Raw genomic sequence first — 26,001 nt, forward strand, 5'->3', positions numbered from 1 at the left:
TTATAATTGATGCTATTTATGATGCGATATTTTTGATTATAAAAGTAGCCTTAGCCAGGTAATATTAATGGTTAAGGCTCTTCATACCGCTCTAACTGCGGTTTTTTAATAAGCTTTTAAGTGCTGTGGCTGGCACCATACTAGTAACTTGTAAGCACATAATCCATTTGTTTACACCCGATAGCAGAAGCAACTGAACTGCATTTTGCTCGCAATAGATAGAATATAGTTTTATCTTTAATATCACTCAATGTTTCAAAATTCGCTTGCCCTTTACTTATAATAAGATCTGCTTTGTTAAATTCACTCTTAAATGTACTTGAGCAATCTTTTAATATTGTTCCTTGCGCAGCATGTCCATTGTCGATAACTTTTACTAAGTCTGCAACACCTGTATTTATTGCATAGTACATTGTTGCATCATTAACTATTGGACCTCCCTTTACCACATAAGTAACCTTGTTTATTGGAAGATTCTCTAATAGAAATTTATCAAATATGATTTCCCCAGCATTGTCAGCAATATACATAATATTATTTGACTTTTCTACTGCTTCTCGAAGAGCACTTGTTCCAGTACCAAAAATATCATGCTTGATACTGTCCTCAACCGACTTAACAATATCTGAGTGCTCTAGCTTTAGTCCAACTGAAAAATCTATAATATTTCCCGCAATAGCCAGCCTACAGGCCATATCCAAGCGATCTTCTGCTTTATCTAACCATCTTTCTTCAATAATTCTCTCATAAATCTTTTTAGCAATTTCATTGTACTGTTCTTTCAATCTTGCATATGGGTCAATAATTCTAGTAATATTCTTAGCATGTTGATGCATCCTAAAAGCAATTTCAGGTGCCGTTTCATTGAAGTCCATTTCTGCTAATTCCTTGAAAGATCTTTTGATTATTTCTTCTTGCATTGTTACATTGCTTGTGGTTTCTTCAGCTATTTCTACTGCTTGTCTAGCGAGACAGTGAATGCATTCACGTGATATTTTCATAGAATCGTCTCCTTAAGAGTAATATAACTGGTATGTCCATATTATATTGTTTCAATTTGTGATTAAAAAATTGCAGTTATTTATGATAGGGTTCTCCCTTTATTATTCTAAAAGATCTATATATTTGCTCTAAAAGCATTACTCTAAACAATTGATGTGGGAAGGTCATTTTGGAAAAGCACAATTTGTAATGACACCTACTTAAAACTTCTTGAGAAATACCTAAAGAACCACCAATAATGAAGGTTATGTGGCTATTACCTGATAGAGCGCGATCTTCTATAAATCCAGCAAGTTCTTCAGATGAAATCATTTTACCTTTTAAATCTAAGGCAATTACATACATGTTGTCTTTAATGTGTTTTAAAATTGATAGACCTTCTTTAAGCTTAATATTTTCCTCTTCCTTGGGTGAAGCATTTTCGGGAGTCTTTTCATCAGCAACTTCTATAATTTCAAGACTACAATATTTACTAAGTCTTTTAGAATACTCATTTATTGCTTCTTTAAGGTATTTTTCTTTTAGTTTACCAACAGTTATTATTGTAATATTCATTTTGGCTACTCCTAATAGTCATTAAATTTAAAATAAAATACAGAAAGTCGGGGATAACCCGACTTTCAATTAAAACCTATCAATGCTGGTTATTAATAATTAATCACTAATTAAGCTTCTTTACCACAGCACTTTTTATATTTCTTACCACTTCCGCATGGGCAAGCATCATTTCTTCCTACTTTATTGTTATTAACTATTACCTTAGAGTCCTTCCACTGATTACGGATTTCTTTTCTCTTTTCAGGGGAGAATATAGCTTCCCATTGAGGAAGAGCATAAAGATAATCAGCTTTAGCATCTAACATGTTAAAGTATAATTTGTCAAAGTCTATAGCTAAATTTAATTCTGTGTTGGCGTCTATAGCTTCTAAATCTAGAGGATTAATTAGGCTATCGTTTACTCCATCAATAAATCCCATAAAAAATATTGTAGAAGTATTAAAATCATTAGCTAAATCTTCTAGTTTGCCGCTAATTTCTTTTGTATGATTGGCAAGTATTTTAGTATATATATTTTTTTCTACAGCACCATATTCCTTCCAAAAGGCAGCTTCACCTTTTGTCTTAACGTAATCTACAACCATATCTGTCCATTCTGTATATAAACTCATATCCATTCTCCTTTTGTAAAAAATATAAAATTTTACAATAATATTATAATAAAAAAAGTTAAAGATTTCAATTAAAAGCAAGTTGCAAAAATATATTTATCTTTTTTCTAATTGTTCCACATCAGACTTTCCTAAAGGCTTAGAAATATTGAAATTGCCACCTAAAGTATCAACAGGCTTGTTTTCCACTAATATCTTAATTTTTTCAATTGAAGGCACTTGAGTAAGTGACCATATAAGGCTTCTTAAGCAGGCCTCTTCAGCCACAGGAGACATATTTATAATGGCTTCTTTGCTTAAATTTACATATCCAATTCCATCATTAATAGAAAAACTTAAAAGTCTTGTATTTTTAGGTAAAATAGGGCTTAGGTTACTATTTACCGCAGGACCCTTTATAAGCTCACGAACTATAATCTCTCCAATTAGTTCATTTTCCTTAATAATTCGCTCTTCCTTAGTAATAGCTACTTTCTTATTATCTTTAGACGAATTAAAGTACAAATTTAATTCTAAAGTATCTTTATCAGCTTCGGACAAAGTGAACTTCTGCACTTTTTGCTTATTTTGTGAACTTAAAGCATCTGTTTTTTCACAACCTGAAAATGTAAAACTTAAAAGTATCATAAAAGAACATGATAAGATAATAGACTTTTTCATTAACTTCACCCCTTTTAAAACTCTATACATTTAGTGGGTGCACTTCTGTCAGCCATAAGTAAATCGATATCCTTGTTTAATTTTAAGTTATTTTCTATAAGAATATTTTTTACAGTTTCGTAAGCTAGTTCAGGATAATTATTAGTTTTACTCAAATGCCCAAGCATTATCTTTTTAAAGCTACCATCCATTATGTTGAGGATTGCTTTACCACAATCTTCATTAGAAAGATGGCCTTCATTGCTTAATATTCTTCTTTTTAAAACATAAGGGTAAGGACCAAACTTTAGCATTTCAACATCATGATTGCTTTCAAGTAATATGGCATCAGCACCTTTTAGAGCTTCTTCAACTTCCTTAGAAAAGTAACCTAAATCTGTAGCAATGGAAAACTTTTTATTATTGCTACAAATAGAATACCCATGAGGGGAAGCAGCATCATGAGATATTCTGTGGCTTAAAATGTCCATATCTTTGATATTTACATGATTATTTTCAATAATTTTTATGTTTTTTTCTTTGATTTTTCCTATTGATTTACTCATGGCTTCCCAAGTAAGGGCATCAGTATATATTGGAATATCATATTTTCTTGATAAGACTCCAACACCTTTAGTATGATCTGTATGCTCATGAGTAACAAATATAGCATCTATTTCATTGGGAGCCTGACCTATACTTGACAGAGCATTTTCAATACTTTTCCCAGGCAATCCTGCATCTATTAATACTTTTGATTTATCTGTAGAAACTAAAATACTATTTCCACTGCTACCACTATATAAAGAACAAAAAAACATACGTTAATTCACCTTGCCTTAGGAATAAGATATGCGCTTGATATCTGCACCTAACTTATTAAATTTATTTTCAATATAAGGATAACCTCTATCAATGTGTTCAATATTAACCACTTCGGTAATTCCTTCAGCAATTAATCCAGCTATTACCATAGCAGCTCCTGCTCTTAAGTCTGTAGCTTCTACTTTAGTACCTTTAAGTTTATCAACTCCGTCTATAGTGGCAACTCTACCATCTACTTTTATAGATGCTCCCATTTTTATTAGCTCATCCACATGCTTAAATCTGCTTTCCCATATACTTTCATTTATTATACTAGTCCCCTTAGAAATACATAATAAAGTACTCATAGGTTGTTGAACATCTGTTGGGAATCCTGGGTAAGGTAATGTTTTAATGTTAACTCCCTTTAGATTTTTGTCAGATTTAACACGTACAGATTCACCATTTTCAATAACCTCTGCACCCATTTCTATAAGTTTCGCAGATATAGATTCTAAGTGTTTAGGTATAACATTGTTTACAGTAACGTCTCCACCACAAGCGGCTGCAGCAATCATATAAGTCCCAGCTTCTATTTGATCTGGAATTACACTATAAGAACATCCTTTTAATTCTTCTACGCCAGTTACTCTTATAATATCAGTTCCTGCTCCTTTTATATTTGCACCCATACTATTTAAAAAGTTAGCTACATCTACGATATGAGGCTCTTTAGCTACATTTTCTAGTGTGGTTATACCTTCGGCTAAGGTAGCAGCAAGCATGACATTAATAGTAGCACCTACACTAACTACATCAAAGAAAATATTAGTTCCTATAAGTTTATCTGCTTCTGCAGTTACTACACCATCTTCAAGAGTAACCTTTGCACCAAGAGCTTCAAAACCTTTAATATGTTGATCTATAGGTCTTACACCTATAGGACATCCCCCTGGCATTTCAACTCTTGCCTTTTTAAATCTACCAAGTAAAGCACCTATAAGATAATATGAGGCTCTCATTTTTTTCACGTCTTCACTATTAGCATTATAGCTATGTAGAGTTGTACTATCTATAATAGCAGAATTATCCTTTATTGATACTTTACAGCCTAAGTTTTCTATAATTCGTTCTATACAATGAACATCTTCTATATTAGGAATATTATCAATATAACAAGTTCCTTTACTAGCGATTATTGCAGCAGGCAATATTGCTACTGCAGCATTTTTAGCACCACTAATATCAATGCTTCCAAAAAGGGGTTTACCACCATTAATAACTAACTTTTCCATCCCCGCATCCATCCTTATCTATAAATTTTTAATTTATATGTAAATTTACTAATGTAAATTGAAAAATTCATCATTATTTATTCATAACCCCTATTATATCATAATTTCATATTATTTTAACACGAAATTTTAAAATATCTACAAGCGTATTAAAAAAAAAATTAAAAATCCAAAGGAATTATATAAAACCTTTGGATTTAAAGGAAATTATTATTCTTTTTGGAAACTACCGCAATCTGTACATTCAACAGTAGTGGCTACAGGTTCGTGCTTTGATACTTTAATTTGATCAAGAGTGCAATAGTTATCATCCTTACAGTGAAATTTGCACTCATCAACTGTACATGCTATACTATCATTATGATCATGTCTCATAGTATAATCCCTCCTACATATTTTTTTATACTAATGCCAATAATATTTTTGATATAATTGACAAATTTATTTTCCCACGAAGGATTTTTTATATGCATGTGTAATTTAATATTATTAAGAGTTAATAAATACTATAATTGGGGGAAAAAGATGAAATATTATTTAGTTGCTTTGTTTGATGAAGAATCACAAAAATCAATGGAAGAAATGCAGAGGAAAATATCTAAAAAGTATAAAATATATCGTAGTACTCCTGCGATACATTTGACATTAGAGGTTATAGATAATCCTAACTTAGAAAAACTTATACCTATAATTCAAGATATATTAAAACCATATAAGAGGTTTAAAGTTTCTGTAGATGGTGCTTTGTGTTTTGATTCGCCTTATAAATCTGTTAATTTAAAAATTGAGAATAAGGGGTATGCAATAAGAATCAGTAGAAATTTAAATGAAATTCTTAAGCTATCTGGATTTAATGTTAGAGAAAATATAGATAAATGGGATTTGCATGTAGCATTAGCTAATACAAATTATGCTGCAAGGGAATGGAGTAATAAGGAATATAATGCAGCATGTGAAGTTACTAAAATGGAGAATGTAAACAAAATGGCAACAGTTGATAGAATTGAACTGTGGAAGCCTATTAACAATAAAAAAGAAATGATTGTTAAATCATTCCCACTAAGAGAATATTAAGAGGTGTTAAGTGTTTTTATAGATAATAATTAAGGTAGAAAATTACCCTTAGGTGGTTTTCTACCTTAATTATTATTTATACCAAGTTTCTTAGCAGTTTATTAAAAATCTAAAAGGTTTTTCTTGTAATTGGAATATAGTCCTCTTAGTGTACTAATTTTTTCATCTAACTCAAGTTGTAATTCAGAAACTTGAGCATAATCTTTTTTATCAGCAGCATCTTTGATTCTTGTAAATAAGCTCTTAGTAGTATAAGTATCTTTCATTAGATATTGTCTTAATTCATTAATAGTCATCCAGTTAGATAAATCTAAATCCAATGCAGTGTCCATTGAATGAAGTCTCTTAAAACTTCTTATTTCTTCTGCATAATTATTTATAAGTCTATTAGTTATTTCTGTAACCCATCTATTTATAGTTGATAGTTTAAAGCTGTTAACAACTTTATCACTTAATATATTTCCTTCTTTTAAAACAGCTAGCTTTTCAGGATATTTTTCAAATGCTGTTAAATTTTCATATACTGTTGCAGGAACTTTTCCAAAGAAATTTTCACGTTCTTCTTCAGTAAAGTCTTCAAAGACATCTTCTTCACTTCTATAAGCTCTATCTTTTTCTAAGTAATCAGCTTCTTCGCCAGGATTTTTAGATAACTCTTTTAATAAATCATCTTGAGATTTATTGTTTAACACGGAATACTTAATTCCATCTAACATAGCTAGATATAAAGTAGAAATACATATATAAGTATTAGTAAAAGGGTTTGGAGCTCTTAACTCAAATCTTGTACCTAAAGGATTTTGTAAATCTCTTATTACACCTATTAGTATAGTTCGATTTCTAGAAGGAACTTCTACTGTGTGACCTATAGATGTAACAATACAAACAGGAGCTTCAAAGCCAGGTTTTAATCTTCTAAAGGAATCATTAGTGGAAGTAACAAATGGGTTTATTACTTCATAGTTTTTAAGCATTCCCATTAATGATGAGTAACCAATGCTACTTAAGAAGTGGTTTTTATCTGTAGCAAATAGGTTTACTCTCTTTCCGTTCTTTAATTTTAGGGAAATACCTACATGAACATGTTTTCCATTACCTGCAACTCCATCTACTGGTTTTGCAAGAAATGTTACATCTAAGCCATTGCGTCTAAAAGTTTCTTTTACAGCTATTCTAGCCAATAATTCATTATCAGCAGCTTGAAGAGGGGAGGAGTACTTCCAGTCTATTTCAAGTTGCTCCATTATGTGAGTTAGCTTACCGCTATCATCTAATTTAGCTTTTACTCCACCAACTTCTTTATGACCCATTTCTGGCTCTAGTCCATAGTATTCTAAAAGCAGTAAAGATTGCTCTAAAGCTGTTCTTACAGAACCCTTAGTTCTAGTCCAGTATTGTTCATGAAGTACTTGAGAAGTTGAAAGTTCTTCTGTTTCGGCTTTATCATTAGGGGTTTTAACCCAAAATTCAAGTTCTGTAGCAGAAGTTATTACTATATCTTCTATATCGTCAAAGGTAGTATTAAATTCGGAAAGTACATAAGGGTGAGATTTAAGTAATTCCATAAGAGAAGATTTAATGTGTTCAATTGAACTTTTTAAAATGTGTCTTGAGTCTATTGGCTTATTTTCATGATATAAAAAGCAAGGTATTCTAAGCGTACCAACAGGATTATTTGTTTCAGAATCTATATGTTCATAGTTATAGTCTACAAACCAATTAATATCAAGGTCTGCAATCATATCAACTTTTGCATTATTTAAAGTTGCTATTCCAGGAAAGAAAACAGAAGAACCATCTGTTTGCACTCCACCTGTTAAAAAGGTAGACATGTCGTCTAAAAAAAGCGAAACTGGAATCTTTTCATCAGTATCATTACCAGAAAGGTCTATTCCTACAAATGAAACAAATTTTATTTCAGTATGGGAATTTAGTATTGAGCGCAAACTCTCTTCTGAATGCATGGTAGGTGGTATTAAATACAGCAAATCTTTTAACATAGTTGGCCTCCTTAAAATAACTGATATTATGATTACATTATATGATAAGCTACATAAAAAATATATGCTTGATTTTACAACTTGCCATAATTTTTGTCAATGATTCTTATCAGTAATTTCTGAAATATATTTTTAATAAATAATAAATAATGTATAATGATTAATAATGAAAATAAGGACCTAATATTATATAATTATTACAAAGGAAGGGAGTGGCTTGATTTTGGAAAATGATAAGATGATATTAATATATGGATTAAATGAACAAGAAACTAATGCATTTAAAAAAATAGCATCTGAGTATAACTTGCCAAAACACAAAATTATTAAAAATGATATGGGTAAAATGACGATTAAAGACATATTAGGTGGTTTAAATTTAGAAGTGTTTAATGCAAATTTACCAGAAGAAAAGGTAATTCTTTTTAGTAACTTTACTGATGCAGAGTTAAAGTATACTATAAACCTTATAAGAACAACATTTTCTTTTTCACCTATATTAGCAGTAATTACTCCAACTTCTATAGAATGGACTTTTGAAAATTTACTTGAACACTTAATTGAAGAAAGAGAATGGTTTAAAAAACAAAAAAATAAATAAGGATAATTTTACGAGGTGATACTATGAGCAGAATAGGAGAAAAGATAAAAGAGATTAGAATAGCAAAGGGATTAACACAAAAACAGTTAGGGAAAAAACTTGGAGTAGCAGAAGGATTTATAAATGAAGTTGAAAGTGGAAGAAAGGTTATAAATCAATCTCTTATAGATAGAATAGGTAAGGTCTTAGGAAAAGATTTAAATGATATAACTATGTCCTTTGAGGAAGAAGTGTATAAAGAGGAAAAACAAACTAAGTTTGAATATCAACCTAAAAAGGAAAAGATAAATGATGTATGGAATGAAGCCTTTGGGTCTGTTATTAAAAATATACCAGTATATTCATATGAGTTAAACAAAATGTTAGGGCATAAGAAAATGCCTCTAATAGAAAATAAAATAGAAGGTTTTCCACAAGATAAGGTGTTATTTTTACAAATACAAGATGATGAAATGATGGGATTTAGAATTGCTAAAGGAGATATAGCATTTGCAAATCTAACTAATGAAGTACAGAATAATTCCATATGTCTTGTGGAATATGGAAACGAAAGAAAGATAAGACAAATAAAAACTTTAGATAGTAATAAAGTTTTGCTTATAAGTAATTCAGGAAGTGTAAGAACAGAAACTATAGAAAAGAAAAGCTTAAAGGTAATAGCAAAATTAAATAAATTAGAAATAATTCTTTAAAATAAAAATTAAATAAATGGCAACAAATCAAACATTATTTCATATTTATAGTAATGAATAAATGATATAGGAGTAATGTTATGGCCATAGGTAGGCTAAAAGTTCAAGTTTTTAGAGGAAATACACTTACACCTGTAGATAATGCAAGAGTAACTATACTTCCAAGTAGTTCACAGCTTACAAGAGAAGCTCCCAAAGTACTTAGAAGTGGTTCTTCAGGTATTACAGGAGAACTAGAGCTTACAGCTCCTCCACTAGAATATTCGCAGGCACCTACAAATAACCTTCCATATAGTTTATATGATATTAGGATTGAGGCAGATGGATTTGTGCCTCAATTCATAGAGGGGTGTCAAGTGTTTCCAGATGTGGTTGCACTTCAACAAAGTAATCTTATTCCTCAGGCTACAAGGCAAGTACAGGTAGAGCAAACAATAACTGTTCAGCCAAATACATTAGTTGGAAATTTCTTGCCCAAGATACCAGAAGATCCCAATAGGCCAGATCCACCGCCACCTACAGGATTTGTAGTTTTGCCTGAACCTGTAGTTCCTGAATTTATAGTAGTTCATGCTGGAAGACCTGATGATGATTCGGCACCTAATTATAATGTGAGGTATAGGGACTACATTAAAAATGTGGCATCTTGTGAAATATTTTCTACATGGCCAGAAAATACAATTAGGGCAAATGTTATGTGTATAATATCTTTTACATTAAACAGAATATACACAGAATGGTATAGAGGCAAGGGAAAAAATTTTGATATTACAAGTTCTACTGCTTTTGATCATGCCTTTAATTATGGTAGAAATATATATGATACGATAAGTGTTGTTGTAGATGAGTTGTTTGCAACCTATATGAAAAGACCCGATAGGAAGCAGCCACTACTTGCTCAGTACTGTGATGGCGTGAATGTACAATGTCCAGGATGGCTTACACAATGGGGTAGTAAATTCCTAGGTGATCAGGGAAGAACTCCATATGAAATATTAACGAATTTTTATGGTAGTGACTTATCTTTAACTCGTGCAAAAGAGGTAGAAGGTATTCCTAAATCTTATCCTGGGACACCGCTACGCCAAGGGAGTAGAGGAACTGATGTTAGAACAATCCAAACTTATTTAAATAGAATAGCAGAAAATTATCCTGCTATTCCGAAGATACGAGTAGATGGAATATTTGGTCCAGAAACTGCAAGGTCTGTATCTGTATTTCAACAGATATTTAATTTACCACCTAATGGAGTAGTAGATTATGCTACTTGGTATAGTATATCAAATATATATGTAGGAGTTACACAAATAGCAGAACTAAGGGGTATAGAATATAGTGAGCTTAAAAATGGTATTTTTGTACCGCCAGCATATAGGGCAGGAACTAGAAATTTTATACCAACTGCCATGTATCCAGAAGAAGCTTAAAAAATTTCCCGGAAAATTTTCCGGGAGATTTTTAATATAATTTAGTTAAATTTATATTTTTATAATAGGTATTTAGGATGGCTTTGAAATCTTTCCCACTTCGGGATAGCGCCATAGCTCCATATTGACTCATACCTACACCATGACCATATCCGCCACCGTATATTGTAAAATTATCATTAACTCTCTCAATAGAAAAAAATGAGGATGGTAAAAATTTATTATTTACTAGAGGTTCGCCTTTATGTCTTATAATAGGTATAATTTCACCTGTATAATCTTTATTAAGTCTTATAGCACTTCTAATATTATAGTCATTTTGTACATTTACTGTTGCATTAGAGAATATAAAGCTTATTTCTATTATATTTCCATACTTGCTACGGTTAATTACTTTAATATCCTTTAATTCTTTAAGTTCAGGGAAGTCTTTAGATGAATTGTTGGGCTTTATAGCTACATAATCTTTTCTGTTTTCAAATAAATACTTAAGTGATTTTATAAGCGATTTTTCAAGTGAAGTTTTTTTAATTTCTACATTCCATCTAAAGTAAGGTGATTCTAAATCTATTGCATCATATTTTGAACTTTTAAAAAAATTTAACCACTCTTCTTCATTCACCGGTAGCTTATTAATATTATTAATATAATATCCTGTAAAATAATAATTTTTACTTTCAGAAGTTCCATATTTTTTAAACCATACGTCATCATATAAGGTTCCAAGGCCAGGGGAGGTTGAGTAGTATTTAGCGTCTATAGGCTGATCTTTATGTGTCATAATTATTCCTTTAGTTAAATTAACAGCTTCAGTTGCTATAGAGTTAGTAAGAGTATTATTATAAACTTGACTTTGAGTACTATCATCTACATAAAATCCAAGTTCTGCAAATCTGCATTGTAGCATATCGGATAATGCATAAGTTCTTGCAGCGATAGCTTGACACTTTAAGGATTCCAAGCCTCCGGTAGTGGGCATTTCAGAGGGAACAACCTTAATTAGATAATCTTCTAAAGAGGTTTCATTAATCATAAGTAAATTATTATTTTTTTCAGAAGTTATTTCAAGAATTCCACTATAAGAAGGAATAAAATCAGGACTACCTCTTTTTATAGAATTAACTTTTAGGTTTTCTCCTTTTATATAAAGTCTTTCTTTAAATTTTATTTCTTTATCATTTAATAAAACTGTCTTTGAAGTTATAATGATTTTACTATTTTTCGAAACATATAAATTTAAATCTTCTCTTAGACTATAGAGTAGAGCAGAAGATAAACATTCTATCTCAATAGTTGAATGATAAATAGATGAAAACCCAGTGGTGGATATTGCAATTCTCATATTGGTATAATCCTCTGGAGTGATTATAAATGTTTTTAATTTATTTATATTATCAAGATACATATTTAAATTATTTTTCCCTACTAATATTTTTTGGCTATCAGAAGGAACAAGTATCTTGCCATCATAAAAGTAATACTGCGATTTAGATGCAAGGGACATAGTTCCTTTCTTTTCAAGATCATAATTATCAATATTTTTTTTCATTACACGTTCCTTTAAAGGCAATTCCTCCTTGAGTGAAAATATACCTATAAAGTTATATTTATAGCTTAAGACTGTTCCCATATTAAAAGTTTTTGGTAGCTTTACTTTATGAAGTTTATTATTTATGTATACTTTCGTATATTGATTATATTTTCCAGCTACCACTGCATGAGTAACCTTTCTTGGGAAGAACAGTATAAAAGTGAGTATGATTAAAAAGATTATTAGTAAATTCTTAGATTTAAACAAACTTCCACCTCTCAAAGTAAATTCTTTAATTTATGATTATTATAATATCATATAAATTATAACCCATTATATTTTGTAAAAACATGAATAATAAGTTATAATTTATATAAAAGTGATTTTTTATCCAATAGGATAACAGTATTTTAATATATTTATTAGGGGGAAGGTTAATGAAAGGTACAATAGTTGCTACATGGTTAAAAACTTGTAGAAATCTTTATAAAGATGAAGTAGTAAATAAGGCAATGGAAACTGTGGGATGGAATAGGAGTAAGATATTTTCTCCTGTGGAAACTGTAGAGGATTCTCAAGTAAAAAAAGTAATAGAATATATAGCTGATGAAAATAATATAAGTGAAAAAGAATTATGGAAAAGTATAGGGATAGATAATATCACTGCATTTCATAATGATTTTCCAGCATTTTTTGAACATGAAAATTTATATTCCTTTTTTAAATCAATGTTTGATGTGCATGTGGTAATGACTAAGAAATTCCCAGGGGCAAAACCACCTTTGGTTACTATAGAACCTATTTCAAGCAATGAGGCTATATTTTACTATAAATCTGATAGGGGAATGTTCGATTATTTCTTAGGACTTACAGAAGGAAGCATAAGGTTTTTTAAAGAAAATATAAAAATACAGGAAGTTGAAAGAGATAAAAATTCTCTAAAACTTAAATTAACCTTTGAAAATGATATATATTACAAAAAGGTTTATAGATTTAATAAAATTATGTCATTAGGATTTATAAAGGACATAGGAATAAAAGTAGGAATAATTACATTTGCAACATCTTTAATAAGCACATTAGGATTTATTGGAGCAAACAATATTGTAAAAGTATTATCTATATCAGTTATAAATGGAGTGCTTTCGTATATAGCTTCTAGTATGTTAATGGCACCTAAGAAGGCAATAAAAGAAGAAATTGAAAAGATAGTAAGTAATAAGTACATAGAAGACGGAGACATTGTGACAGGAGATAGTTTCGAAGACATATTTGCACTTTTAAAACAATATAAAAGAAATATAAAAGCTGATTTTGTAGGATTTAAAGGTGTTACAGATGAAATGCATACATTTGCAGATAGAATAAATAATATTAGTAGTTTCATGAATCAAACATCAGAAGAAATATCTGGAGTTGTAGATCAAGTGGCAGAAAGTGCTGTAAGTCAAGCTGAAAATACTGAGCATGCTGTGACTGTGCTAAGTGATAATATACAAAATTTAAAGAAAATAGTAAACAGTGAAAATAGTAATAAGTTAGAGCTTGAAAGAGCAATCAATAAAATTAACACTAGCTATGAATACGTAGTAAATAGTAGTCAAAATATTATGTTGAACCTTCAAAAATTTCAACAAGTAAGGGATAAAGGAATAGAGCTTCAAAATAAGGCTAAGGATATAACAAATATTGTTTCTATGGTATCTCAAATATCTGAACAAACAAATTTATTAGCTTTAAATGCTTCTATAGAGGCAGCAAGGGCAGGAGAGCAAGGAAGAGGCTTTGCAGTAGTTGCAGAAGAGGTAAGAAAGCTTGCAGAAGAAACTAAAAATGCTGTGGGGGAAATTAATATTAATTTAATTAGCTTTGCAGAACAAACAAAAATTCTTTCTGAAGAAATAGATACACAATATGTAATATTAGAAGGTGAAACTAAAAATTTGGAAAATGTTAAGGATATAAGTTATGAAGCGACCACTTCAGTTAAAACTGTATCATCTTCTATGATAGAGACCATTAATGAATTAAATAATGAAGCTAATTTAATTTCAAGTGTATTTGAAAATATAGAATCCTTAGCAGCTATTGCACAAGAAAATTCTGCATCATCTGAAGAAGTAAGCGCTAATGTTTCTAGCTATACTAATGAATTAAAGAAACTTATTAATAATATTAAAGAATTCAAGAAAGTTACAGAAAGCTTTAAAGGAGAACTTTCTAAATACATAATATAATAATGAATGGGAGGTGAAGGCTGCTTTTATAGTAAATAAGTTTTATTTACAGCAGCTTTCCTATGGAACATCTTCATAATGTGCTCTTTTGCAAATGGAAGGAAATATCAAAACGAGCGGCGTTTAGTTTAGTAATTCCAGCTATAAGTATGATATATCCTATTTTAAATAGACCAAGTGAAGGGGCAGCTGTTATGCATACATTTATAGATGACATCATTCCGTTTAATGCTTTTTTTGTAGTACCATATGTGTTATGGTATGCCTATGTAGCGTGGTTTTTATTATATCTTTGTATAAAAGATAAGGATAATTACTTTAAACTCTTAACCAGCTTAGCAATAGGAATGTTGATAAGCTATGGAGTGTTTTATTTCTATCCATCTCATGTGGCAAGACCTATAATAGCAAAAAAAGATGTTTTTTCAGAGCTGGTAGCATTTATATATCAAAGGGATAATCCTTACAATTGTTTCCCAAGTATTCATGTTTTAAATTCATTATTAGTTGCTATGTATGTAAATGCAAGTTATAAAGTAAAGATAGGAACAAAAATAACTTGTAGTGTGCTAGCCACATTAATAATCATGTCTACTTTATTTATAAAGCAACACTATTTTGTAGATGTAATAGGAGCTATATTTTTAGGGTGTACATTATTCAAGTTAATGAATATTATAACGACTAAACAGATAAGAGATACAAGAAACCTGTAGATAATATTATCTACAGGTTTTTAGACACCTCTCATATCAAACTTTGGAACAAAACTTTCTTTTACTGTACCTTCTTCTTGTATAAAGCCTTGAGTAATTCCTATAGAAATGCAATAATCTATAAATGATTCATATATTTTAGGATTTATAGGCTTGTTTATTTCAGGATAATCCTTAGCTTTATTTAAAGGAGTATACTGATTCATTATGCTAACATACACTAAATCTTTAAATTTATTATGAATATAATCTATTATTTTCTTTGAGTCAAATAATAGTCCCGGGAGCATCATATGTCTTATTATAACCCCATTCTTTATTATGCCATTTTCGTCAAACTCACAGTTACCCACTTGAGCTACCATTTCCTCAATAGCAAGTGAGGCATGCTTAAAATAATTAGGAGCATTGGAATACTTTATGGCAAATTTATCATTGTAATACTTTAAATCAGGAAGAAATATATCTATATATCCTTTTAAGGACTTTATAGTTTCTATATTTTCATAGGAGCTAGTATTGTATATTATAGGTATATAAAGGCCACTAGCTTTAGATATATCAAGGGCTTCTATTATTTGTGGAACATAGTGAGTAGGAGTCACAAGGTTTATATTATGAGCACCATTTTCTTGTTGCTCTAAGAAAATTTCACTAAGTCTTTTTATAGATATTTCTTTTCCTACATGCTTTTGACTAATTGAATGATTTTGACAAAATACGCAAGACAAGTTACACTCTGAAAAAAATACTGTCCCAGAACCCTTTGTCCCAGAAATACAAGGCTCTTCAAAATGATGTAAAGATACTCGAGCTACCTTAGGATTTATAGTTGCTCTACAGAATCCTTTTTCACTATTTAACCTATTTGTATTGCAATTTCTTGGACATAACTTACACTGAGAAAGTATATTCATCAAATCAAACACCTCATTTGTTTTAATTACAAATAATAATTATACAGCAAATATTATTATTTTAAAACATACATTTATTTTTAAAATAAAATATAAAGCATTGTACTATAAATATTAGCCCTACAGCTCCAAAGGCTGGATATAAAAAAGTTATAAGATTTACAAATCCTATTTGAGAAATTAGGATAGCTAAAGTTAGTATAAGAAAACATGCGATTTTATAAGGAATTTTAAATTTTTGTTCTAAAGTCTTGCTTACGCTAAATACATCAGACACTTCAGTAGAAAACATTTCAAGCCAAATAATAGCTAAAAGCATTACTTGAATTGCTCCTCCAAATCTATTAGAAACATATAATAGTGGAATTTCGTAATTAAATATATAAGGAATATTTAAAATTAATAAAAGATTTATTATAAATGATAGTATAGTGAGTCCTAAAGCACCTATAACTACTCCTGTGTAAGTCATTTTGAAATTGTTTATTTCCCTACTTAAAGGTACCATTACTCCGCTAGATGATAATATATTAAAGCTGCCATAAAGAAGGCACGAAAGTACCCAAGGGGATTTATAGGGTTTAATGCTCTTTACATACGATATATTCATATTGTCATAAAAGAAAAGATATAGTATAAATACTGTTATTATTACTAAAAATAATGAAGGAACTATAATTGAGTTTATTTCTATAAGACCTTTGGTGTCACGAAAAAGAAAAATAACTGCTAGAAAAGCCATGATAATAAGTCCAACCCATTTTGAAACATTAAAGTACTGATGTATTAAAGCGCCGCTTCCTGCAAGAATAATTGAAGCACTACTAATCAAAAATAATGTAGTAAATATATGTGTAGCTTTTCCAAGCAAACCTGGACTTATAAGCATTATCAAATCATTATAAGATTTTAAATTATGTTTTTGAGATAAATTCACTATTATATAGTAAGTAGATATATATAACATACAGCATATAAATATGCCTATAAAGCTTTTATACCCATAAGTTGAGAAAAATTGTTTGATTTCTTGACCAGAAGCGAGTCCAGCTCCCACAATAGTGCCTATAAAAACTGCAGAAATTTGTAAGGTGGTGATCATTTTTTTAATCATATCTTCTCCTTTTATTAAAATACTTTTCTATATATGTATATATATAATTTATAAAAAAATGATTTTTCAACTAAAAATTTATTTTTGTGAAAGACTATATTGCAAGAGGAAGGAGGAATTCATATGAAGATAAAAAGATGTATTAGTGTGATTTTAAGCTTATTAGTTAGTATATCTTTATGCGGCTGTGGGCTTATGTCTTCTAAAAATAAGCAAAGTGATGAACCAGTCAAGGAATTTGATATAAAGGCAGCGGAAAGCATTGCGGAAAACTACGTAAAGTATTTGATGCAAGAGGATTATGAAAAAGCAAACAAGTTTTATTCAAAAAAGTTATCTAAAACAACCAAAACTACAGAAAAGCAACCATTAAAAATAAAAGGATATAATATAGAAGAAGTTAATGAGGTTGGTAATTCAGGAACTTTTAAAATTAAAGTGATTCGATCTAATGAAACTCAGCCTTATGCATCCTTAGATGAATATTCTATAAAAGTAATACATGAAGAAAAGGAATATAAGATAGATGCCATACAAAGCACTTCAGAAAAGGAAGCTAGAGCAGATAAAAGTCAAATAAGATTAAAAAGTAAAAGTAATGTAGAATCAAATTTAATTATAGATACATCGGGGCTACCAAATTACGCATTTGCAAAGGATGACAAAGCAAAAACTCACAAGATACTAGTGCCTAAGGATAATTATGGATCCATGTCATTTAGCTTTCATGGATATGATATAGCGGTAACTACATACAATGATAGATATTCTTTTGCTGGACTTGTAAAAATAGATGAAAGTATGCCAACGCAAGGAGGAAAAGGAGAGCAAGGAGGCCAAGGTGGTCAAGGAGGTCAAGGACAAGGCGGTGCAGCTGCAGGTGCAGGTGGCTTAAGAGAAAAACCCATAGGAAAGGAAATTACGCCTCTTGATATATTAGAAAATGCCAAAATAGACTTTTTAACTTTTTCGGCAGATGAAAAATATATACTTATACAATATACAAAAAAGAGTGGAGGGAAATGCATAAGATTGTATACAAGCGAAGGTGGGGATTTAATACCTTATGAATTTGAACAAAACTATCCAATAGATAAGGTTGATATAGTATATTCCTGTTTTTGTGAAGGAGTACTAAATTACGAGGTTATTCCACGTACAAATTCTGATAAAGCTATAGGAAAATATATAGGAAGATGGCAGTTGGATTTAAAAGAATTTAAACCTTCAAAGATGTAGAGTTAATTGAAAGAAAGGTACTCATAAATTATAATATTTATGAGTACCTTATTACTTAAAAAAATAAGAGGTGTATATATGAAAAATTTTGGAGACAAAAGATATAATAGTTTAAATTATTTTCTTAGAAATAAATTTGGAGATAAAATATTTAAAATATCCTTAGATGCAGGATTTTCATGTCCTAATAGAGATGGAACTATTAGCAGTGGAGGATGTGTGTTTTGTAGTGCAAGAGGTTCTGGGGATTTTGCAGGAGATAGAAAATTTTCTATATCCAATCAATTTGAAGATAGAAAAAAAATGATGAAAAATAAATGGAAGGAAGGAAAATATATAGCATATTTTCAGGCTTATACTAACACATATGCTCCTATAGAGGAATTAAGAGAAAAATATAATCAAGCATTAAAGGAAGATGGAGTAATAGGGCTTGCTATAGCCACTAGACCTGACTGCTTAGATGAAGAAGTTTTAAATTTATTAAGTGAAATCAATAAAAAAACTTATTTATGGATAGAACTAGGATTACAAACAATTCATGAAAAAACAGCAGGAATAATTAATAGGGGATATTCTCTAGAAGTATTTGAAAAAGCTTTAAATGAACTTAGGAAAAGAGATATAGATGTAGTAACACATGTAATATTTGGACTTCCAGAGGAAGAAAAAGAGGATATGCTTGAAACTGTAAGGTATTTATCACATCAAGATATCCAGGGAATAAAATTTCATCTGCTTCATTTAATGAAGGATACTCCTATGGTAAGCTTATATGACGAAGGCAGATTAAAATTTTTAGAACAAGAAGAGTATATAGATATAATTTGTGAGTCAATTGCAATGCTTCCAGAAACTATTGTTATACACAGGCTTACAGGAGATTCGCCCCGAAATCTTCTTATAGGTCCACAGTGGAGTTTAAAAAAGTGGGAGATATTAAATGGTATAGATAAAAACCTTCAGAAAAGGAACTTACACCAAGGAATTTATTACAATACAAAAAATTATCGATAGTTTTGAAATTTATGTAAATTGAGTAAATATTGCCTAGGTGGTAAAATATTATATATTAAAAGTTATTAGGAGGGAATTATATGTCTAGTTTATCATTAAAACATATGTATAAAGTTTACCCAGGTAATGTTACAGCAGTAAAAGATTTTAACTTAGATATAAATGATAAGGAATTTATAGTATTTGTAGGACCTTCGGGATGTGGAAAATCTACAACTTTAAGAATGGTGGCGGGCCTGGAAGAAATAAGCAATGGAGAATTATATATAGAAGATAAACTTGTAAATGATACAGCTCCTAAGGATAGAGATATAGCAATGGTATTTCAGAATTATGCACTTTACCCACATATGACTGTATATGATAATATGGCATTTGGGCTTAAACTTAGAAAAGTTCCAAAAATTGAAATAGATAAAAAGGTTAAAGAAGCAGCAAAAATACTTGATATTGAACATCTATTAAATAGAAAGCCTAAGGCATTATCAGGCGGACAAAGGCAAAGAGTTGCCATGGGAAGAGCAATAGTTAGAAATCCTAAAGTATTTTTAATGGACGAACCTTTATCCAACTTAGATGCAAAGCTTAGAGTTCAAATGAGAACAGAAATAGCAAAGCTGCATAAAAAATTACAAACTACTTTTATATATGTAACTCATGATCAAACAGAGGCCATGACGTTAGGTACGCGAATAGTAGTAATGAAAGATGGTGTAATACAACAAGTAGATAATCCTCAAAGCATATATGAGCATCCAGTAAATATGTTTGTGGCGGGATTTATAGGAAGTCCTCAAATGAATTTTATAGATTCCAATCTAGAGGAAATCGGCGGTAAAGTATATGTAGTATTTGGAGAAGATAAAGTGCTATTATCGCAGAATAAAACTGAAGTGATAAAAGACAGAGGATATATAGGTAAAGAAGTGGTTATGGGTATAAGGCCAGAGCACCTAAGTGATAAAGAAGAATCAATTAAAAGTTACCCAGATTCAGTATTTTCTGCTGATGTAGAAGTAACAGAACTTATGGGTGCAGAAACTTATTTATATTTAAGCAAATTAAAGTATAATTTTACTGCAAGGGTAAATGGCTCATCAAAATCAAAATCAGGAGATAAAGTGACCATTGCTATATTGCCTCAAAATATACACTTATTTGATAAGGAAAGTCAATTGACTATATTTTAGGAGGTAGTGAAAGGTGCATAATATAAATAGTTTTTTATGTAGTATTTTTACTTTAGAAAGAGTCTAGATGGAGGTGTTAAGATGAAGGTGGATTTAATAATATCGGCAGATGATATAAAAAGAGAAAAGGTTATTGATAAATCCGTAGTAGTTATAGATATGTTAAGGGCTACTTCTGTTATAGTAACAGCAATGAATAATGGATGCAAGAATGTTATTCCGGTGGTGTCTATAGAAGAAGCGCTAAATATAGTAAATAAGACCAGAAAAACACATATACTTGGTGGAGAGAGAAAAGCTCTAAAAATAGAAGGATTTGATTGCTCTAATTCTCCACTAGAATATACATGTGAAATGGTCAAAGATAAGGTGATTGTAATAACGACTAGTAATGGAACTAGAGCAATTAAGGGAAGTGAGGGAGCAAGAAATATATTAATAGGAGCTCTAATAAATGCTAAGGCTATAGCAAAAAAACTCATAGAACTAAATAATGATATTGTAATAGTAAATGCAGGAACCTATGGACAGTTTTCCATAGATGATTTTTTGTGCAGCGGTTACATAATAGAATGCTTAGTTAGGTACGTGGATGTAGAGTTAACTGATATAGCTAAAACAGCTCATTATTTATATAAGGAAAACCCAAACTTAGAGTTCATAGAAAATGCAAGTCACTTCAAGAGAATAAAGGAACTTAATTTACAAGAGGATTTAATATACTGTTGTAAAAAAGATATAATAGATATAGTACCTGAATATGCTAATGGCACTATATCTATTGACTAGTTTTAAACTACTTGGAATATATAAAATTTAAGGTAATAGGACTCATCAGAAGTCCATAATATAGGATGATCAGAAGATTGAGTCCTAAACTCTACTTGGCGTAAAGTTCTTCGTGCATCCTTTGCAGCATCAGCTATGGTTTGCTTAAATAACTCTGGATTCATAAAATGGGAGCAGGAACAGGTTATAAAGAATCCACCAGGTTTAACCATTTTTATTCCTCTTAAATTTATTTCTTTATAGCCTCTTACTGCACCATCTATAGTGGAGCGGGATTTTGTAAAGGCAGGGGGATCTAATATAACTACATCATATTTTCTTCCTTCCTTTGCCCATTTATGTAAAACGTCAAAAGCATTATGACATTCAAACTTTACTACATCTGAAAGACCATTAAGTTCCGCATTTTTAGTGGCATCCTTTATAGCAAGCTCTGATATGTCTAAGCCAAGTACGCTCTTAGCTCCAGCAATACCTGCATTAAGCGCAAAGGAACCTGTATGAGTAAAGCAATCTAATACATCTGCATCTTTGCAAAGTTTATGTATTGCATTTCTATTTTCCTTTTGATCAAGAAAAAATCCTGTTTTTTGACCATTTTCTAAGTCAACGTGATATCTAACTCCATTTTCTGTTATTATTACATTAGTATCAAAAGGTTCTGTAAGAAATCCCTTTGTTTGTTCCATTCCCTCTAATTCCCTTACGGCCACGTCACTTCTTTCATATATTCCCTTTGCACCATATTCTTCTTTCAATATGTTCACTATTATATCTTTATATTTATCTATACCTAAAGCAAGTGATTGTATCACATAATAATCTTCATATTTGTCTATTATAAGTCCTGGTAAAAAGTCTGCTTCGCCAAAGACGAATCTGCAACTTGAGGTATCTATTACCTTTTTTCTATATTCCCATGCATTTTTTAGTCTTTTTCTAAAGAAATCCTCATTTATTTCTTCATTGATGTCTCTAGTCATTATACGTATAGCAATTTTTGATGCATCATTTATATAACCTTTGCCTATAAACTCATTTCTAAAATTATAAACTTCTATAATATCACCATTTACGTAATCTCCATCATAGCCTTCAATTTCATTAGAATATATCCAAGGATGACCTGCCTCAGATTTTCTTCCACGACCTTTATATAAATAAAACTTGCTTGCCATTAAAAAAACCTCCTTGATATTCGATACTTTTGTAGTATACCATAATGAATAGTACAATAATAGAACTACCCTATAAAAACTATAGAGTAGTCATATCGGTTGTAATGTCTAGGTTATTTTCATCAATCCAGCATATGGAAGATTCTAAGACCCATCCCTTGTTGTTAATTCTTTCATCTTGTGGGAAAAAGACCTCAAGCCAAAGAGTATCGTTTATTTCCCCCATATCTAGTACATTTATAACAGTTTCAGGATTTAAAGTGAAAAGTACAGGGGAGTCATTCAAAGGGGATAGATGAATATAAGTAAAGCTATTGACTTTTACCTTAGAATAAATAGGTGTCTTGTATTTTATTACTATAGTATTTAAAGTTTTATCTTTCGTATTATAGGATTCTTTCAATTCCTCATATTGTTTTTTAAGTACCATTAGCTGCCTTTTTTGAACATAAATTTTATTATTAAAGTAGTATGAAATATAAAGTGATACACACAAAAGAATTATAAATAGAAAGGCAAACATATGGGCCTCCATATAATTATTTATAATTATATCTTATTCATGTAAATTTTTTATATACAAAAAACTCGTGACTTTGCACGAGTTTTTATTAAACAGCTTCAGTTAAATCATCATATTTATATATATATAAGTCTGCTAGAGACATTAAGTCTTCCTTTTGAGGTTCAGAATATAAATCATGAACTGCTACCACTTTCATTCCTGCAGCTTTAGCTCCTATTACTGCAGGTAGTATATCTTCAAATACTATGCAGTTTTCAGGGGACACTCCGAGCCTTTCAGCACAAAGTAGATATACATCTGGAAAGTTTTTACCTCTTGAAACTTCACCCGTAGTAGTAATACAGTCGAAATAATCGTATATTCCTGTGCTTTTTAAGGCAGCCTGTAGTAACATGTCACAATTGCTTGTAGCTAGGCCTATTTTAATATTATTAGATTTAAGCAGTGTTAAAAATTCCTTAGCTCCAGATTTAAGAGTTACATCATTAGTATATTGATTTAAGGCCATATCATTCCATTCATTTGTTATCTCTTCTATGGAAGATTCAAGAGAAAACCTGTCTTTAAAATACTTTGCGGTTTGACTAAAACTTAAATGTTCTATATTTTCTTTTAAATCTGAAGGAATGGTTATATTACGTTTCTTTAGGTATTCTACATCTATATTATTCCATATCCACATGGAATCAATCAAAGTACCATCCATATCAAATATAGCAGCCTTGATATCCTTAAACATTTACTTCATCCTTTCTACAATAGTTTTTATAGTAATCCTATTATAGCATGAAGTAATGAAATATATCATTTAAAATTCACGTTCAAATATTCTTATTTTGACGGTATCTTTAAAATCCTCTATTGAGCTTATATTTATTTTTTGAAGTATTTTACCCATACACTCACTGTCTACAGCTACTTTAATTTTTGATTTATCTGCAAAACTATTTACAAGTTTTCTACCTTCTTCATGAGGAAGCAGTGCTTTAGGGCCTCCAACACATCCTCCGATACAACCCATTCCTTCAATAAAATTAGCTGCAAATTCTCCAGCTTTTAATTTATTAAGTAAGTCCTTACATTCACGCACTCCATTGCCTTGAACAGTCTTCAAATATTTATATTTTTCTGGAAATAGCCTTTCTATAGCCTCGCCTACAGCTAAAGATACCCCACCTGTACGTGCGTATAATCTGCCTCCACGAGAAGCATATTCAAAGGATTCATCTTCTTCTAATTCATCAGGATCTATGCCTAATGCATCAAATATATCCTTTATCTCTGCAAAGGTAAGCACAAAGTCAATAGCACCTTCTATATCCTTCTCACGTGCTTCTGATTTTTTAGCTATGCAAGGTCCTACAAATACTACTTTACAATCTGGATTTATTGCTTTTAAGACTCTTCCAGATGCAATCATAGGAGACACAGAGGGAGAAACATGTTTAACCAAATCAGCATAGACTTTTCTAAGCATTCCTACCCACATAGGACAGCAACAGGAAGTAATCATAAAATCTTTTTCATCTTGCACAAAATGGTCATATTCTACAGCTTCTTTTAATGTAAGCATATCTGCGAAAAAAGCAGTTTCCACCATATCTGAAAAGCCCATTTTCTTAAAGGCTGTTCTAAGTTTATGTATTGTTACGCCTTCTCCAAATTGTCCTACAATAGCAGGAGCTACACTAACAATTACAGGGGTGCCACCCTTAAGTAGGCTTATTAAAGGTATAAACTCTGAGTTGTCTAATATGGTTCCTTCAGGGCAACTGTCTATGCACATACCACAATCTAAGCATAGTTCATCATTTATGTATATTTTTTTACTTTTGCTATCTGGAAGAATAGCACCAAAGGGACAGGCTTGCTGGCATAAACAATCATCTGGATTTTTACAATCATCTATGCAGTCTTCCATTTTAAATACCACTCTTTGAGCAGGAGAATAATTTTCTATAGCCTTTGTAAGATTATCCATATAGTTATCATCAAATTTTACTTCTACACCGCACAATGCAGATATAATCCTACCTAATTTATCCTTATTAATCTCTGGATTAATAAGTAAACTATTAACTTCAGCTTTTAAATTTCCTTCATAGTGAGCCTTCACTAGCTTCTTAAATAACTCTTGATATGACTTATGCATTAATAAACACCCCTTTGTATAAAGCAATATAAAAATAAGTAAATAATATTTAATATTATTTACTTATTAGCCAAAATTTATTTATTAATTAGATAAGACCACAGATAGGCGTTTATTTTTCATAATAAAAAAGAACTACCTTTTGGTAGTCCACTGGTCGGGGTGACAGGGATTGAACCTGCGACCTCATGGTCCCAAACCACGCGCGCTCCCATCTGCGCTACACCCCGATAATCAAATATATTATAAAAGAAAATAAAAAAAAATTCAAGAAAAATTTTTATAAAAAGAAAGTTGATGTGAAACCAACTTTCTTTTTAAATAATAAGATTACTTTTTCTCTTTATCACCTGCACCTCGAGTAGGAACTAGTGACATGACAAATCCAACTAATATAGATACTAAGGCAGGTGCTATAACATTTACATAAGCAATAAATCTTGTTTTATAAAGTACTAATGCAGTAACAACTGTTATTGCTACAGTTATTACGAAAATGGATATTACAAATTTAGCAAAGGAACTAAAGATTTTTTCATATATTTTATGACGAGTAGGTCCACTTATTAGTTTTTTAAATAAAAAGTAAGATATAAATATTAATACTATGTTTACAGCAGTAGAAATTAAAAAATTTCTCACGAAAAACACCTCCTAATACTGTTATATTTATTGTTACCAGCTTAGAGGTG

At 30.5% G+C, this 26,001-nt stretch carries 26 protein-coding genes and 1 tRNA gene; 10 read left to right on the top strand and 17 right to left on the bottom strand.

Annotation, left to right across the window (positions count from 1 at the left end; translation table 11 throughout):
• Nucleotides 1-140: 140 nt before the first annotated feature.
• The 7 genes from CRN98_RS12395 to CRN98_RS12425 all read right to left on the bottom strand — a co-directional run bounded on the left by CRN98_RS12395 (nucleotide 141) and on the right by CRN98_RS12425 (nucleotide 5,284).
• Complete coding sequence (locus CRN98_RS12395; RefSeq protein ID WP_097027743.1) at nucleotides 141-1,001, bottom strand: damage-control phosphatase ARMT1 family protein; 861 nt, start codon at nucleotides 999-1,001, stop codon at nucleotides 141-143.
• Between the two features lie 76 nt (nucleotides 1,002-1,077).
• A complete protein-coding gene (rlmH, locus tag CRN98_RS12400; RefSeq protein ID WP_097027744.1) occupies nucleotides 1,078-1,557 on the bottom strand; it encodes a 23S rRNA (pseudouridine(1915)-N(3))-methyltransferase RlmH in 480 nt (159 codons plus the stop codon).
• Between the two features lie 110 nt (nucleotides 1,558-1,667).
• Entirely contained in the window at nucleotides 1,668-2,171 is a 504-nt protein-coding gene (locus CRN98_RS12405) for an SEC-C metal-binding domain-containing protein (RefSeq protein WP_097027745.1), read from the bottom strand.
• Nucleotides 2,172-2,267: 96 nt separating this feature from the next.
• Nucleotides 2,268-2,831, bottom strand: a complete 564-nt coding sequence (locus CRN98_RS12410; protein ID WP_097027784.1) for a GerMN domain-containing protein — start codon at nucleotides 2,829-2,831, stop codon at nucleotides 2,268-2,270.
• 14 nt (nucleotides 2,832-2,845) lie between these two features.
• Complete coding sequence (locus tag CRN98_RS12415) at nucleotides 2,846-3,631, bottom strand: MBL fold metallo-hydrolase (RefSeq protein ID WP_097027746.1); 786 nt, start codon at nucleotides 3,629-3,631, stop codon at nucleotides 2,846-2,848.
• An 18-nt stretch (nucleotides 3,632-3,649) separates the two neighbouring features.
• Nucleotides 3,650-4,909: a UDP-N-acetylglucosamine 1-carboxyvinyltransferase gene (locus tag CRN98_RS12420; RefSeq protein WP_179632125.1), complete on the bottom strand. Its 1,260-nt coding sequence runs from the start codon at nucleotides 4,907-4,909 to the stop codon at nucleotides 3,650-3,652.
• Between the two features lie 210 nt (nucleotides 4,910-5,119).
• Complete coding sequence (locus CRN98_RS12425; protein WP_097027748.1) at nucleotides 5,120-5,284, bottom strand: DUF1540 domain-containing protein; 165 nt, start codon at nucleotides 5,282-5,284, stop codon at nucleotides 5,120-5,122.
• A gap of 150 nt (nucleotides 5,285-5,434) precedes the next feature.
• Between CRN98_RS12425 and CRN98_RS12430 the strand changes: the two genes are divergently transcribed.
• Nucleotides 5,435-5,983, top strand: a complete 549-nt coding sequence (locus CRN98_RS12430; protein WP_097027749.1) for a 2'-5' RNA ligase family protein — start codon at nucleotides 5,435-5,437, stop codon at nucleotides 5,981-5,983.
• A 101-nt stretch (nucleotides 5,984-6,084) separates the two neighbouring features.
• Here the strand turns inward: CRN98_RS12430 and CRN98_RS12435 are convergent, their stop codons facing one another.
• Nucleotides 6,085-7,983 carry a type I glutamate--ammonia ligase gene (locus CRN98_RS12435; RefSeq protein ID WP_097027750.1) on the bottom strand — a complete coding sequence of 633 codons (1,899 nt, stop codon included), beginning with the start codon at nucleotides 7,981-7,983 and terminating at the stop codon, nucleotides 6,085-6,087.
• A gap of 223 nt (nucleotides 7,984-8,206) precedes the next feature.
• Between CRN98_RS12435 and CRN98_RS12440 the strand changes: the two genes are divergently transcribed.
• The 3 genes from CRN98_RS12440 (at nucleotide 8,207) to CRN98_RS12450 (ending at nucleotide 10,703) form a co-directional block, all read left to right on the top strand.
• Nucleotides 8,207-8,584 carry a DUF3783 domain-containing protein gene (locus CRN98_RS12440; protein WP_242960938.1) on the top strand — a complete coding sequence of 126 codons (378 nt, stop codon included), beginning with the start codon at nucleotides 8,207-8,209 and terminating at the stop codon, nucleotides 8,582-8,584.
• Between the two features lie 23 nt (nucleotides 8,585-8,607).
• Nucleotides 8,608-9,276 (top strand): helix-turn-helix domain-containing protein, encoded by a 669-nt coding sequence (locus CRN98_RS12445; protein ID WP_097027751.1) that lies wholly within the window; start codon nucleotides 8,608-8,610, stop codon nucleotides 9,274-9,276.
• Between the two features lie 80 nt (nucleotides 9,277-9,356).
• The gene (locus tag CRN98_RS12450) at nucleotides 9,357-10,703 is read left to right on the top strand and encodes a peptidoglycan-binding domain-containing protein (protein ID WP_097027752.1); all 1,347 of its coding nucleotides are present in this window, start codon (nucleotides 9,357-9,359) and stop codon (nucleotides 10,701-10,703) included.
• A gap of 31 nt (nucleotides 10,704-10,734) precedes the next feature.
• Here the strand turns inward: CRN98_RS12450 and CRN98_RS12455 are convergent, their stop codons facing one another.
• On the bottom strand, nucleotides 10,735-12,501 hold the full coding sequence (locus CRN98_RS12455) for a SpoIID/LytB domain-containing protein (protein ID WP_097027753.1): 1,767 nt from the start codon (nucleotides 12,499-12,501) through the stop codon (nucleotides 10,735-10,737).
• A gap of 170 nt (nucleotides 12,502-12,671) precedes the next feature.
• Between CRN98_RS12455 and CRN98_RS12460 the strand changes: the two genes are divergently transcribed.
• Nucleotides 12,672-14,471, top strand: a complete 1,800-nt coding sequence (locus CRN98_RS12460) for a heme NO-binding domain-containing protein (protein WP_097027754.1) — start codon at nucleotides 12,672-12,674, stop codon at nucleotides 14,469-14,471.
• 62 nt (nucleotides 14,472-14,533) lie between these two features.
• Nucleotides 14,534-15,187: a phosphatase PAP2 family protein gene (locus CRN98_RS12465; RefSeq protein ID WP_097027755.1), complete on the top strand. Its 654-nt coding sequence runs from the start codon at nucleotides 14,534-14,536 to the stop codon at nucleotides 15,185-15,187.
• A gap of 20 nt (nucleotides 15,188-15,207) precedes the next feature.
• On the opposite strand, the gene CRN98_RS12470 is transcribed toward CRN98_RS12465, so the two are convergent.
• Together CRN98_RS12470 and CRN98_RS12475 are read right to left on the bottom strand one after the other, a co-directional pair.
• Complete coding sequence (locus CRN98_RS12470; protein ID WP_097027756.1) at nucleotides 15,208-16,104, bottom strand: radical SAM protein; 897 nt, start codon at nucleotides 16,102-16,104, stop codon at nucleotides 15,208-15,210.
• Between the two features lie 61 nt (nucleotides 16,105-16,165).
• A complete protein-coding gene (locus tag CRN98_RS12475) occupies nucleotides 16,166-17,218 on the bottom strand; it encodes a YkvI family membrane protein (RefSeq protein WP_097027757.1) in 1,053 nt (350 codons plus the stop codon).
• 123 nt (nucleotides 17,219-17,341) lie between these two features.
• Between CRN98_RS12475 and CRN98_RS12480 the strand changes: the two genes are divergently transcribed.
• From CRN98_RS12480 to CRN98_RS12495, 4 genes are all read left to right on the top strand, one after another.
• The gene (locus CRN98_RS12480; protein WP_097027758.1) at nucleotides 17,342-18,457 is read left to right on the top strand and encodes a hypothetical protein; all 1,116 of its coding nucleotides are present in this window, start codon (nucleotides 17,342-17,344) and stop codon (nucleotides 18,455-18,457) included.
• A 78-nt stretch (nucleotides 18,458-18,535) separates the two neighbouring features.
• On the top strand, nucleotides 18,536-19,474 hold the full coding sequence (gene mnmL, locus CRN98_RS12485) for a tRNA modification radical SAM protein MnmL/YtqA (RefSeq protein WP_097027759.1): 939 nt from the start codon (nucleotides 18,536-18,538) through the stop codon (nucleotides 19,472-19,474).
• 80 nt (nucleotides 19,475-19,554) lie between these two features.
• The gene (locus tag CRN98_RS12490; protein ID WP_097027760.1) at nucleotides 19,555-20,664 is read left to right on the top strand and encodes an ABC transporter ATP-binding protein; all 1,110 of its coding nucleotides are present in this window, start codon (nucleotides 19,555-19,557) and stop codon (nucleotides 20,662-20,664) included.
• A gap of 81 nt (nucleotides 20,665-20,745) precedes the next feature.
• Entirely contained in the window at nucleotides 20,746-21,453 is a 708-nt protein-coding gene (locus CRN98_RS12495) for a 2-phosphosulfolactate phosphatase family protein (RefSeq protein ID WP_097027761.1), read from the top strand.
• Between the two features lie 2 nt (nucleotides 21,454-21,455).
• Here the strand turns inward: CRN98_RS12495 and CRN98_RS12500 are convergent, their stop codons facing one another.
• From CRN98_RS12500 to CRN98_RS12525, 6 genes are all read right to left on the bottom strand, one after another.
• Nucleotides 21,456-22,631 carry a class I SAM-dependent rRNA methyltransferase gene (locus tag CRN98_RS12500; RefSeq protein ID WP_097027762.1) on the bottom strand — a complete coding sequence of 392 codons (1,176 nt, stop codon included), beginning with the start codon at nucleotides 22,629-22,631 and terminating at the stop codon, nucleotides 21,456-21,458.
• 79 nt (nucleotides 22,632-22,710) lie between these two features.
• Nucleotides 22,711-23,154, bottom strand: coding sequence for a hypothetical protein (locus CRN98_RS12505; RefSeq protein WP_097027763.1), 444 nt, complete (start codon nucleotides 23,152-23,154; stop codon nucleotides 22,711-22,713).
• Between the two features lie 88 nt (nucleotides 23,155-23,242).
• Nucleotides 23,243-23,896 carry an HAD family hydrolase gene (locus tag CRN98_RS12510; RefSeq protein WP_097027764.1) on the bottom strand — a complete coding sequence of 218 codons (654 nt, stop codon included), beginning with the start codon at nucleotides 23,894-23,896 and terminating at the stop codon, nucleotides 23,243-23,245.
• 69 nt (nucleotides 23,897-23,965) lie between these two features.
• Nucleotides 23,966-25,309, bottom strand: coding sequence for a [Fe-Fe] hydrogenase large subunit C-terminal domain-containing protein (locus tag CRN98_RS12515; RefSeq protein WP_097027765.1), 1,344 nt, complete (start codon nucleotides 25,307-25,309; stop codon nucleotides 23,966-23,968).
• 154 nt (nucleotides 25,310-25,463) lie between these two features.
• Nucleotides 25,464-25,539, bottom strand: a tRNA-Pro gene (locus CRN98_RS12520).
• A 100-nt stretch (nucleotides 25,540-25,639) separates the two neighbouring features.
• A complete protein-coding gene (locus CRN98_RS12525) occupies nucleotides 25,640-25,951 on the bottom strand; it encodes a hypothetical protein (RefSeq protein WP_097027766.1) in 312 nt (103 codons plus the stop codon).
• Nucleotides 25,952-26,001: the final 50 nt, after the last annotated feature.

The organism is Clostridium peptidivorans, assembly GCF_900205925.1.
In the GTDB taxonomy this organism is placed as follows: domain Bacteria; phylum Bacillota; class Clostridia; order Clostridiales; family Clostridiaceae; genus Clostridium_AK; species Clostridium_AK peptidivorans.